The sequence below is a fragment of the Cobetia sp. 5-11-6-3 genome (genome assembly GCF_013374055.1).
GTDB classification, from domain to species: domain Bacteria; phylum Pseudomonadota; class Gammaproteobacteria; order Pseudomonadales; family Halomonadaceae; genus Cobetia; species Cobetia marina.
Window position 1 is genome coordinate 250,702 of the sequence record NZ_BLWJ01000004.1, and the last position, 12,181, is coordinate 262,882.

At 62.2% G+C, this 12,181-nt stretch carries 10 protein-coding genes and 1 pseudogene; 6 read left to right on the forward strand and 5 right to left on the reverse strand.

Annotated elements, in window-relative coordinates:
* Positions 1 to 153 precede the first annotated feature (153 nt).
* From HXS66_RS09130 to HXS66_RS09145, 4 genes are all read left to right on the forward strand, one after another.
* Positions 154 to 696, forward strand: coding sequence for a carboxypeptidase regulatory-like domain-containing protein (locus tag HXS66_RS09130; protein ID WP_176503372.1), 543 nt, complete (start codon positions 154 to 156; stop codon positions 694 to 696).
* Between the two features lie 64 nt (positions 697 to 760).
* On the forward strand, positions 761 to 1,495 hold the full coding sequence (locus tag HXS66_RS09135) for an AraC family transcriptional regulator (protein WP_166018146.1): 735 nt from the start codon (positions 761 to 763) through the stop codon (positions 1,493 to 1,495).
* A 190-nt stretch (positions 1,496 to 1,685) separates the two neighbouring features.
* Positions 1,686 to 2,813, forward strand: a complete 1,128-nt coding sequence (locus HXS66_RS09140; protein WP_176503373.1) for a DMT family transporter — start codon at positions 1,686 to 1,688, stop codon at positions 2,811 to 2,813.
* A gap of 172 nt (positions 2,814 to 2,985) precedes the next feature.
* Complete coding sequence (locus tag HXS66_RS09145) at positions 2,986 to 3,984, forward strand: DMT family transporter (RefSeq protein ID WP_176503374.1); 999 nt, start codon at positions 2,986 to 2,988, stop codon at positions 3,982 to 3,984.
* Between the two features lie 119 nt (positions 3,985 to 4,103).
* On the opposite strand, the gene HXS66_RS09150 is transcribed toward HXS66_RS09145, so the two are convergent.
* The 4 genes from HXS66_RS09150 to HXS66_RS09165 form a co-directional block, all read right to left on the reverse strand.
* Positions 4,104 to 4,433 carry a HigA family addiction module antitoxin gene (locus HXS66_RS09150; RefSeq protein ID WP_176503453.1) on the reverse strand — a complete coding sequence of 110 codons (330 nt, stop codon included), beginning with the start codon at positions 4,431 to 4,433 and terminating at the stop codon, positions 4,104 to 4,106.
* A 14-nt stretch (positions 4,434 to 4,447) separates the two neighbouring features.
* The gene (locus tag HXS66_RS17360) at positions 4,448 to 4,603 is read right to left on the reverse strand and encodes a type II toxin-antitoxin system RelE/ParE family toxin (RefSeq protein ID WP_218015160.1); all 156 of its coding nucleotides are present in this window, start codon (positions 4,601 to 4,603) and stop codon (positions 4,448 to 4,450) included.
* Positions 4,604 to 4,908: 305 nt separating this feature from the next.
* Positions 4,909 to 6,210, reverse strand: a complete 1,302-nt coding sequence (codB, locus tag HXS66_RS09160) for a cytosine permease (RefSeq protein ID WP_176503375.1) — start codon at positions 6,208 to 6,210, stop codon at positions 4,909 to 4,911.
* A gap of 548 nt (positions 6,211 to 6,758) precedes the next feature.
* Positions 6,759 to 9,209 (reverse strand): FdhF/YdeP family oxidoreductase, encoded by a 2,451-nt coding sequence (locus tag HXS66_RS09165; RefSeq protein WP_176503376.1) that lies wholly within the window; start codon positions 9,207 to 9,209, stop codon positions 6,759 to 6,761.
* 341 nt (positions 9,210 to 9,550) lie between these two features.
* Here HXS66_RS09165 and HXS66_RS09170 point away from each other — a divergent pair, with 341 nt between their 5' ends.
* Positions 9,551 to 9,991 (forward strand): hemerythrin domain-containing protein, encoded by a 441-nt coding sequence (locus tag HXS66_RS09170; protein ID WP_077376112.1) that lies wholly within the window; start codon positions 9,551 to 9,553, stop codon positions 9,989 to 9,991.
* Between the two features lie 273 nt (positions 9,992 to 10,264).
* Here the strand turns inward: HXS66_RS09170 and HXS66_RS09175 are convergent.
* Positions 10,265 to 10,945, reverse strand: a pseudogene (locus HXS66_RS09175) (spermidine synthase); the annotation flags it as partial.
* Between the two features lie 658 nt (positions 10,946 to 11,603).
* Here HXS66_RS09175 and HXS66_RS09180 point away from each other — a divergent pair.
* Entirely contained in the window at positions 11,604 to 11,963 is a 360-nt protein-coding gene (locus HXS66_RS09180; RefSeq protein WP_077376109.1) for a hypothetical protein, read from the forward strand.
* The last annotated feature ends 218 nt before the right edge of the window (positions 11,964 to 12,181 follow it).

Genomic DNA, 12,181 nt, shown 5'->3' on the forward strand with positions numbered 1-12,181 from the left:
ATCGCGCTCGATGCAACCCGAGCGAACGCGGCAGCCCCCATCCCTCGCCCCGAGAGCGTGGCTTACGTCTTTCGCGGCGGCTGACGTTTTCAGTCATCTCGCGGCACAGTAGGATGTGGGCTTGATCCCTTCGTCATTCCAAGGATGGCCATCATGCTTCGCACCCTGCGTACCCCTCTCGCGTTGATTCTCACCACCACTCTGCTGGCAGGGTGCGAGAGCGCGTCCCGTATCGCCGACAGCATTTCCCTTCCGGACTTCGGCAGCACCACTGCCTCCGAGGACGGCGATCAGCGCGTCAAGCGGACAGTGGCCTTCCCGGAGGCGGAGTACGCCAAGCTCGACAAGACGGGAACCTCGGTCATTAAGGGCCGCATGTCCTATGACTGGCAGGGTCAGACGATCCATGCCAACCGAGCCGGCATCTCCATTGCCCCCGTCACCACCTACTCCGCGGAAGCCGCGGAACTGGCACTGGCCGGCAAGACGGCAGAGCGCGCCGACCCGCGTGCCCAGGCCTATACCCATATCGTGCGCACCGACAGCAATGGCTACTTCAATGCCACCGGCCTGCCCGCCGGCACCTTCTATGTCGCCGGCGTCATCAAACTGCCCGATGGCACACGCAGCCCGCTGATTCTCAGTCAGGTGCAGGTGGGCAGTGGCCAGACCCGCGACATCGAGTTGAGCCGCTGACAGCCCGCGTGTTCCTCTTGCTCTGCTTGCTGCCCTTGCACCGCCGGATGAAGGCCACCGCTCCATGACGACGCTTTCGCTGCGCGCCTATACCCCGCAGGCCACGGTTCACGACCACGACCACCACCAGCTGGTGCTGCCGATCCGCGGCCATCTCGATATCCAGGTCGGCAGCCATCACGGTACCGTGGTCACCGGCGAGTGCGTCATCATTCGCCCAGGAGAGTCACACCTGTTTCATGCCAAGGACGCCGCGCGTTTCATCGTCGCAGACCTGGACTACCTGCCCGACAATCTCGCGGCGTCGCAACGGGTAGTGTTCTCGATCAGCACCCTGCTGATGAACTACCTGCTGTTTCTCGAAGCCCAGCTGCAGGGCGAGGTCGACAAGCACATCGATCAGCTGTCCATCGCGCTGTTTCTCGGCCTGCTGGAGAAGCAGACCTGTGATCAACGTGTCGATCGTCGTTTGCTCAGAGTGCTCGACATCATGAATGCGCAGCTTGAGCAGCCCCACGACGTGGCATCACTGGCCAGACTCGCCCACCTGAGCCCGACCCAGTTTCACAAGGTGTTCCGCGACAATCTGGGCGTTAGCGTCAAGCAGTACCTGACCGCGAGACGCATGGAGCGCGCGCGGGCACAGTTGATCCATACCGATCTCAGCGTCCAGCAGGTCGCCGAGGCCGTCGGCTATCAGAACCTTTCCGCCTTCTCGCGACGCTTTTCCTGCTACTTCGGCCAGTCCCCGCGCGAGATGACGCGCCAGTATTCGAGTCTCACTCCCGCGAATGACTGAATGAGCGACTGACTCGATCATCTGGACAACCGATTGAGTCCCCGAACCCGACAGACAATCACCGCACTCTGGCGGTCCATGACGTTTTGCTTCTCCTGGCAGAACAGAGCGTAGTTTCAGCACAATATATTCTCGCGATGAGGCGTAATCTCGTGCACACCGAGACACACTTCATTGCGAGCCATCCACCATGCAGCACTCCTTCTCCCGGACGCCCTTCCGCCCAGCGCTGGAACGCCAGATCGGCAACCTTTCCGTCCTCACGGCCGCCCTGCTATGGGGCACGACCGGCACCGCCGCCCACTTCAATCAGGATGTCAGCCCGTTGGCCACCGGCGCCTTCGCCATGGGCTTTGGCGGCATTCTGCAGGCCGTGCTGTCGCGACGAATCCTTCATGAGGAACTGGCCGCCCTGCTGGTCCACAAGCATCTCGTGCTATGGGCAGCGCTGTTCATCATCATCTACCCGCTGGCGTTCTATTCGGCCATGGAATACACCGGCGTCGCGATGGGCACCGTGATCACCATCGCCACGGCGCCGTTGGCGGCAGCGGTGCTGGAATATGTGCTGGATCGCAAGCGCGTCAGTGCGCACTGGTACGCGGCGCTGATACTGGGCATGGCCGGCGTAGGGCTGATGGCGATGGGCGAGACACGTCTGGCAGATACGGCGGCGCACGCCACTGCCAGCGGCGTTGCCAGCGAGAGCCGCAAGCTCATCGGTATCGGGCTGGGCGTGCTGGCCGGCGCGAGCTACGCCACCTATTCGCTGCTTGCCAGACGCATGATGCTGCTGGGCGTCCATCGCCGTGCGGCCATGGGGGCGATGTTCGGCTGTGCCGGCGTCGTGTTGTTGATCGGCCTGGCCATCAGCTGCCTGTTCCTCGATCCGCGCCTGTTCGCCACACCGATGAATTCGGCGGTCGCCATCTACATGGCGCTGATCCCGATGCTGCTGGCCAGCCTCATCTTCGGACGCGGGCTCGCCAGCGTGCCTATCAGCCGGGTGACGGTATTGACCATGTTCGAGCCACTGGTGGCGGGCCTGCTGGCCGTCATCGTCGTCGGCGAGCAGTTCACGCTGATGGGGGCCATCGGCATGGTGCTGATCATGACCTGCTTGATGCTGCAACTGCGTCCGCAGGCAACGCAGGCGTCGATGGCCAGCCCGCAGGCAGACCTCGCGGCCTGGACGACGCCAGACACCGCCTCCGACGCTCTGGTTGAGACACAAGGCGACACGGCCTGTTGGGGTGAGCGTGAATCGTGGAGCGATAACGAGCAAGGATCGCAGCCATGGCAGCGTCACGACGCCTGAAGGCAATGAGGGTAATGAGGGAATGGATGGCAAGCCACGTTGGACGTACTGAGCGGCAGCCAGCTGGCGTGACGACTCACCTGGCCGAAAGTGGTTTCAGCACACTTTTTCCAGGACTCATGCCGCGACTGAAAACGGCCACGGGAATGGCAAGACACGCAAGGACATCACCATGACAACCACTCGCACCGATATCGCGGCCTCTTCAAGGTCGGCCGACATGGGCAGCCTGGCCGTTCTGTTTGCCGCACTGCTGTGGGGCACCACCGGGACGGCGGCCCACTTCAATCAGGATGTCAGTCCGCTGGCGACCGGCGCCTTCGCCATGGGCGTCGGCGGCATGCTTCAGGCAGTGATCGCACGGCCCAATATCATCGGCTGCCTGGGCCTGTTGATGGCGCAGAAGGGCCGGGTATTGCTTGGCGCCGTATGTGTCGTCATCTACCCGCTGGCCTTCTACTCCTCGATGCATCTGGCCGGCGTCGCCATCGGCACGGTGATCACCATCGCCACGGCGCCACTGGCCGCGGCGATTCTCGAGCGCCTGTTCGGCCACCACCGACTCACGCTGAGCTGGTACATCAGCCTCGCGCTGGGCATTGCCGGTGTGGTGATGATGGCGATGGGCGAAACGGCCACACATGGTGGGGACATTGCCGCGGTCAGCGCCGCTGGTGACCCGATGGTTATTGGGTCAGGGTGCATGCCTGACGCTGACTGGCAACGTCTGCTCGGTATCGTGCTGGGCATCATCGCCGGCACTACCTACGCTGCCTATTCGCTGATCGCCCGGCGCATGATGGACCACGGCACCCACGCCCGCGCTGCCATGGGTAGCCTGTTCGGCGTCGCCGGTTTCGCGCTGATCGCAGGCCTTGGCTTCAGCATGCTGGTGGCCGACCCACGTCTGTTCGCCACCCCTGGGAATACAGCGGTCGCGCTCTATATGGCGCTGGTGCCGATGTTCCTCGGCTATATCACCTTCGGCTTCGGCCTGAAGACTGTCGCCGCCAGCAAGGCCACCCTGCTCACGCTGTTCGAACCGCTTGTCGCCGCGCTGCTCGCCGTGACCATCGTCGGGGAACATATCGCTCCGCTCGGCTGGCTCGGCATGGTGCTGATCGCTGTCTGTCTGGTGATTCAGGTGAAGCCGAAACGATCTGAAGAATGACTGAAGCCTGAACAACAGAAAGCCCCAGCCTGATCCTCAGGCTGGGGCTTTCTGTGTTACTGGACATCAACTCTCGGCCTCACGCCATTCCGATCTCTCGCCGTGAAGCGCGCGTGACGTCAATGCGAGGCAAGCTCGGCGGCATCGACCTGTGGTGTTATGCGACGTACGCCCTTGGCATCCTGCGCGTAGGCACGATGACGCACATCCCAGAGCTCCACGGCATGCTGGATGTTGAGCCAGAACTCCGGCGTATTGCCTAACGCAGCCGCCAGCTTGATGGCCATCGGGGCCGTCAAGGTGCCCTTGTCATGCACGATCCGGCTAAGGGTATTTCTGTGCACTCCCATCGCCTCGGCCAGGGTGCGGATGTCGATGTCCATCGGCTCCAGAAACTCTGCCGTCAACATCTCGCCTACCGTCAGTGGGCGCCGCTGGGTATTTCTCATCACTGCTACCTCCTCTAGCCCTTGTAAGCATGCGGGTCTAGATATGTTTGACGGGCAATCCCAGCCTCCCATCGAAAGATGAGCCGATACTGCCTGTTGACGCGAATGGAGCAATAACCTGCGAGATTGCCCTGTAGATGCTCGAAACGATTGCCTGGCGGAATCCTCAAATCAGACTCCTAGCTTGCGGCATCGAGAATCTGCAACTTGCGATAGAGCGAACTTGAGAGCGCCGCAGGTATCTTGCGGGGCCAACATCTTGCTCGTAGAAGCTCTCGAGCCACTCATCCCTGAATTCCAGCGCCATGGCAGCACCTTTTTCCCTCATTCTATGCACAACCATGTTGTGCATCAAGTGACTCTCCCCTGAGGTGGCTCTCCCCTGACGCTTCTTCACACATGAAAAACGCCCAACGAGTCCAGGACTCGTTGGGCGCTTCGTATGCCTCTGGCCTTCACATCAGCGCTCAGCGGCTCACGCTGCCGTCTTGTTGACCAGCTCGACCTTGGCAAGCTTGATCAGCCCGCCGTAGACGACGAAGGCGACCACGACCCCCACGACCGGCGGCATGAACGGTGAGCTCCAGGCACACAGGCAGGCGATGGCGTAGGCGGCGAGGCCCGGCCAGTGGTATTCCACCTTGGGCATCTCGGCGAGACGCGGATACTGGCCTTTATGGCCGAGCCAGAAGTTGGCCATGATCACGCCGCCGATCGGCGGAATGAAGGTGCCGAGCAGAATCAGGAACGGGATCAGCCACTCATACATGCCGAGTACCGCCAGCACCGTGCCGATGGCCGCGCCGCCCAGGGTGACACGCTGACGATGCGGCGTGCGCAGCAGATTGCAGCCGGCGATGGCGAAGTTGTAGATGGTGTTGTCCTGGGTGGTCCAGATATTGAGAAACAGCATCAACACCGCGAGGCTGACCAGCCCCTGGGCAATCATCACATCGACGATATCGGCCTGCTGATAGATCATCGCGCCGAGCGCACCGGTCAGCACCATCAGGCCATTGCCGACGAAGAAGGCCGCCAGCGTGGCGATCACGGCGATCTTCGGCGAGCGTGCGAAGCGACTCCAGTTGGTCGCCTGGGTGCCGCCACTGATGAAGGTACCGATCACCGCCGTGATGGCGGCCGTCCAGCTCGTGGAATCCGTGGGCGTCAGTGCCGCGAGTCCTGCCATGCCACCGACATCGACCATGCCGGTATAGAGACTGAACAGAATGAACAGCAGCATGGCCGGCACGGCAACCCGCGAGAGCATGTCCAGGCCGCGATAGCCGATCATCGCCGTCAGGCAGAAGGCGAAACCGAAGATGACCATCAGCGGCGTGGTCAGCCATTCCGGCAAGCCGAGTGTCTTGACCAGCACGATGGCGATGGTCGCGGTGCCCCAGGCGTACCAGCCGATCTGGGTGAAGCCGAGCACGAAGTCCGACAGACGGCTGCCCTTCTCGCCAAAGCACAGGCGGCCCATCAACACCGAGTTGAGGCCGCTCTTGCAGGCGATGTAGGCCAGCGCCGCCGCATAGCTCCCCAGCAGCAGATTGCCGATCACGATGATCCACATCAGCTCATTGAGTTCGAAGGCCGCGCCCAGTGACCCACCGGCCCACATGGTGGCGGTGAAGAAGGTGAAGCCGAGCAGCACCATCGAGGTAGAGAGCAGCCCACGTCGTGCCGAAGCGGGGACTTCGCTCAAGGGATAGTCATTGCCTGCGGCCGAAGCCAGCGGTGAGGTCTGTGAAGTTGATGAGCGGTCATCTGCCATGCGGGGTATCCCTCGGACTCGTGCATCGCGCCGAGTCTCTTCGTGTGAGGCCGTGTCAGCCGGAGTTAAGGTGCCATGCTCTCTCGCCACCTGGCAGATCGCTCTCATGGAACGCTGCGCTCGACGGGCAGCGCGTCGGTCGATGAGAGCCTGCCAACCGCTGGCGAAGTGCGGATGAGCGGGACTGGCGGTCGCCACCCTAACACCACGCAAGAAACGCGCCAGTCCTTGAGATGTCCGCGCACCTGTCCGCGGACTGCCCAGCGCCATAACTTGTCCCTGGCGTCAGGATCTCGCGCTGGAGAGGGGGTGAGGCAGTCATTGGCGCAGCAATGCCCTCTCTGGCGTATCGCTTGCGTCACTTGGCCGGTGATGGCGCAAGATCCCCGTAAGATGCCCTCAATATGGCAGTGATCCACAAAAACGCCACGCGGCGCACTCTTTCAGTGCAGCGCGTGGCGTTGATCGCATCGTCCTTCCTCCACGCCATAACCTGACGCCAAGTGCAGGATGCAAATTTTTTCAGACATTCCCGGTCAGAGGCGTCCTCAAGCGCTTGCCAGCACTCCTTCACTGGCATTGACCTCTTCGCTGTCCATCAGACGCAATCTGACAGGCACCGATTTCGAGGCCGGCGTATTGCTGCGCGCATCACGGTGATCCAGCGGAATCAGGTCATTGGTTTCCGGGTAATACGCTGCCAGACAGCCGCTCGGGATATCGTAGGCCTTGAGCTTGAAACCGGCCATGCTGCGCTCGACACCATCCTCACTCACGGTTTCCATACGCACGCGCTGGCCCTCGGACAGGCCGAGCGTTTCCAGATCCTGCGGGCTGATCATCACCACCATGCGCGTCCCGTACACGTCCCGATAGCGGTCATCATTGGAATAGACGGTGGTGTTGAACTGATCATGGCCCCGCATGGTGCTGAGCAGGAAGGTACTGTCCATGTCCAGCGTCTCGTGGGTGACCTTGTCGAGGCCCTGCTCATCGGTGCCAAGTCCCTCGGGGAACAGGAAGTTGGCGCGCCCGGAGTCGGTGTGCCAGATGCGCTCACGCGGGGCGATGCGGATGTGGAAGCCACCCTGCGCCAGGCGGGCATTGTAATCCGGGAAGATCTGCGGGAAGACCTGTTCGATACGGTCGCGAATGCGCGCGTAATCCGCCTGCAACCAGTCCCAGTCCAGGGTGGGATGCGCCGGCAGAGCGGCCTTGGCCAGCTGACAGGTGATGGCGATCTCGGAATGCAGGCTGGCATCCGCCGGCGCCATCACGCCGCGCGAGGGCGAGACGTTGCACATGCCGTCCTCGACACTGGTGGTCTGCTCCGCGCCCTTGCCATCGGCGCCGGCCTGCAGATCCCGCTCGCTATGACCCAGCGTCGGCAATACCCAGCCGTGCTTGCCGGGATGCAGATGGCTGCGATTGAGCTTGGTGGCGATATGCACCGTCATGTCCAGCTCGTGCACCTTCTCCACGATGCGCTTCTGGTCCGGAATCGCGCGGAAGAAGTTGCCGCCCATGCCGATGAAGGCCCGTGTCTCACCGCGCAGAATCGCCTCACAGCATTCGGCGACATCATGGCCGTTGTCCCGTGGGCACTGGATGTCGAAGACGCGATCGAAGGCATCCAGCATCGCGCCGTTGGGCAGGTTCTCGATACCGACGGTGCGATCGCCCTGCACGTTGGAATGGCCGCGCACCGGACAAGGCCCGGCGCCCGGCTTGCCGATATTGCCGCGCAACAACAGCAGATTGACGATCTGCTGGATGGTATCGCCCCCCCGCGCATGCTGAGTGATGCCCATGCCCCAGCAACAGATCACGCGCTCGGCCTCAAGATAGGTCTGCGCCGCCTGCTCCAGTGACTCCCGCGACAGGCCGGACATCTCGACCAGATCCTGCCAGTCGAGCTTGCGGCAGTGATCGGCGAAGGCCTCGAAGCCGTGGGTGTGCTGGGCGATGAAGTCATGATCCAGCAGCCCCACCGCATGCGGATTGCGCTCACGCAGCGCATCGTCGGCCTCGATCACGTACTTGCACATCGCCTGCACGGCAGCGAGGTCACCGCCGATGCGCAGTTGATGGTACTGGGTGCTGATCTCGACGCCCTTGCCGCTCAGCATGTCCCTGGGCGATTGCGGGTCGGCAAAGCTCACCAGCGCCCGCTCGCGCAGAGGATTGAAGCTCACCACCTCGGCACCACGGCCACGCGCCTCGTGGAGATCGCCCAGCATGCGGGGACTGTTGGTGCCGCTGTTCTGGCCGAAGATGAAGATGGCATCGGCCTGCTTGAAGTCCTCGAGATTCACCGTGGCCTTGCCGATGCCGATGGACTCCGGCAGTGCCCGGGAGGTGGTCTCGTGACACATGTTCGAGCAGTCGGGGAAGTTGTTGGTGCCGTACATGCGCCCGAACAGCGAGAACAGGAAGGCCGCCTCGTTGGAGGTGCGCCCCGAGGTATAGAACTCGACCTGGTTCGGGTCCTCATACTGCTTGAGACGCTCACCGATCTCGGCGTAGGCCGCCTCCCAGCTGGTGACCTCGTAGCGATCCTGCTCGGCGTTGTAGCGCAGCGGGTGCGTCAGGCGCCCTTCCTTCTCCAGATGATGATCCGTCCACTCGCGAAGCTGGCTCACGGTGTTCTGAGCGAAGAGTTCATCGCTGACGCGTTCACGCGTCGCCTCCCACGCCAGCGCCTTGGCACCGTTCTCGCAGAAATTGGCCCCCTTGGGCTTGTCACCATTCGGCCAGGCGCAGCTCGGACAGATGAAGCCATCCGGCTTGTTCATCTTCATCAGGCTGACATGCCCGGCGATCGGCAGGTGCTCCTGCCAGAGGAATGTCTCCACTGCCTTGAGCGATGGCCAGCCGCCGCCCGGCGGACGATCAAGCTGGCTGCCGGAAAGCTCGCGGGAAAGGTCAGGCGCATGGGACCCCTTGTGGCCGAAGGTGCTGGAAGAAGCGGGCCGGGACGTGGGCGCGTCGTGTGACATGTCAGAACTCCTGCGCGGTGCGTGCTCGATCAAGAAAGAGAAAGTAGCAGGCAAGATATGAGCGATACCTCATCTCTTGCTCTCGCGCGGGGGATTTTCAAGGGCAGCCGGCGTTGCGCCCTTGAAGTTCTTTCGATCCGCCACCAGAGTTGTACATACCTGACACAATGAGCTCGAGAAAATGCGCTGACACGGCGAGCCCCTGACAGACGTGAGCCGTCCTCTGGAATGCTGGAACTCCAAAAGCTTGAAGGGAGAAGCTGAGAGTCCGGCAAGAAGAGAGACAGGCCACGCGTCTCGCCCAGCCACTCGACAAGCTGACGCTGATGAGGAGCCCGAACATGACCATCTTTGAAGCCCTGCGCGAGACCCACGACGAACAACGCCGCCTGCTGGACATGCTGCTCAAGACCGAAGGTGACAGCGAACCGCGCGATGACCTGTTCAAGCGCCTCAAGGAATCGCTCACCAATCATGCGGGAGCTGAGGAGCGCGCGCTCTACATCCCGATGATGGAACACGACATGACGCAGGAAAAGGCGCGTCACAGCGTGGCCGAGCACCATGAAATCGATGAGCTGGTCGAGAAACTCGAGACGACGGACTACAGCTCACCGGGCTGGCTGGCCGCCGCCAAGCAGCTTGAGCATCTGGTGACTCACCATCTGGACGAGGAAGAGCAGGAAGTCTTCCAGCTGGCCGGTCGCGTCTTCGATGACGCCACCAAGCAGCGACTCGCCGATGAGTACCTGAAGGACATGAAGGCGCGCGAAGCGGCCTGATATGTTTCCTGATGCCTAGCGCCTGACGCCTGACGCTCGACAGTAGCCAGGCAGGACATGACACGGGCTGGCCACATGACGTGGCCAGCCCGTTGTCGTTGATGGCGGTCGAGAAGTTGGCGAAAGAGGCTGACGCCCGGCCGCACGACATTACCGGCGGCGGCTGCCTTTCGCCCCGGCCCCCTTGAATGAGCCACCAGCACGCTTGCCCTTCTTCTCTCCCTTGCCCGCCCCTGGCCCGGTCTCGGAGGTCGCGGAACGTCCGACATGACGTGCGATCCAGATCGTATGCCTGGCTCCGGACGTGCCATGGGCATACACCTGACGTGCCTCGGCCTTGAAACCGGCCCGCGACAGACGCTGCGAGAAGCGCGCATCGGCCGTGGCCGACCACACTGCCAGAATGCCGGCAGGTCGCAGTGCCCTGGCGCATACCGCCAGCCCTTCCGCGCTATAGAGCCAATCATTGTCGTCAGCGGTCAGCCCCTCCGGGCCATTGTCCACATCCAGCATGATGGCATCGAAGCCGCCAGGTGCTTCACGCAGCACCTCGGCCACATCGCGATTCTCGACGGTCGTGCGCGGATTGCGGATCGGATACCCCGCCTTGGCCCCCAGCGGGCCGTCATTCCAGGTGATCACGCCCGGCACCAGCTCGGCGACCACCACCTCGGCATCTGCCTTGAAGTGCGCAAGCGCCGAGGCCAGCGTGAAGCCCATGCCCAGACCGCCGATCAGGACACGCTGCGGCGCCGACGGCGTTCCGCGACTCTTCAGCAGGCCAGCAGGAATCTCTGCCAGCGCGTCTTCCGAGCCATGCATGCGGGTATTCATCAGCTGCCCCCCCTTGCCGCTCTCGATCTTGATGACGAAGTCCTCGCCATACTCGAACAGACAGAGCGAATCCGTGGTACCGGGGATCGGGGCGGTATCGAGCAGCACAAAACGTTTCATGGCATATCCAGGCTAGAAGAGATCACGCGACAATCGATACCTGCAGGCAACTCCAGCCGGGGCGACGCGCATTGACGCAATATCCCGCTGGCAGGCATCTGCATGATCCAGAGGAGCGTTATCCTACCAGCCATGCGCGTCATGGCGATAATGAGCCAGTCACTCCACAGGGATACCTGCCAGAAAGGACAACAGCAGTGGCAACGGTTGAGAGACAACAGAGCCCCTGCAACAGAACTGGCACATTCTCGTGGTATCTCTAATACTGGCTAGGTGGTTACGAAAATCCACAATCGTTAATCAATGGAAGTTGCATAATGCAAAACGCTGGCGCGAAGGTGCCAGACACGCGGCAGCGATGCTCTCTGGCTTGAGCGCCAGCCAGACCACGGCCTGCTCGGGAGATCGTGCCCGCCACGCATGACTCTCGGGTCATTGCCTGACCCCGCCTTGAGGCGACACACTATGGGGAAAGGCGGTCTGCGGGACAGGCGAAATGGTGATTTCGCACGACGATTCACGCACGCAAACAACGACACCTATAACAGCGACGCCTGACAGAAAGACACTCTCACGTGGCGGCAGACGCCGCCATGACCAGCGAATGACACGCATCATCCGCACTCGGGACACCGAGTGCCATCTAGGGGAACCACCGATGCCACACACCAACCCAGAGCAACTGGCGACCATCAGTGCCGAAAAGGTAGAGGAACGCTTTCGCGGTCTGCATCCCATCGTCGCGCTGGTGTCAGCCACGCGACTGATGCAATACCTGGAGCGTGAGGGCCTGATGCTGCAGGCACACCGCCGCCTGTGTGCCTGCATCATCCGAGAGGCCCTGCCCACGCTGGAAGCCGGTCCGGGGCATGACCCCGAGAACCTGCCAGAGCTCAATGTCCAGGCCTCACCCCTGCAACGGGAGCAGGCGCTTGCCCCCGCCGTGGCCTCCGTCTCGCCCCAGGGGGCCCCCACCCCGGCGACCGTGCACGACAAGCCACAGGGCGTCGTTTCCTGAACCGCTGACACCTGGCCTGAGCCGAAGATGACACCCCCGCCCGTTGCTTTCCCCTGAGCAACGGGCGTTTTCATTGGTGGCATGACCCCGCCCCACATGAACATCAAGTTTTTTGAATGTAGGGGTTTGAATCCGCACGAAGATCCACATGTCATTCAGGTAGGCGTTCGCGTCTGAAGGCGATTGCGTCGTCATCATGATTCACGGACAAGGAGTGA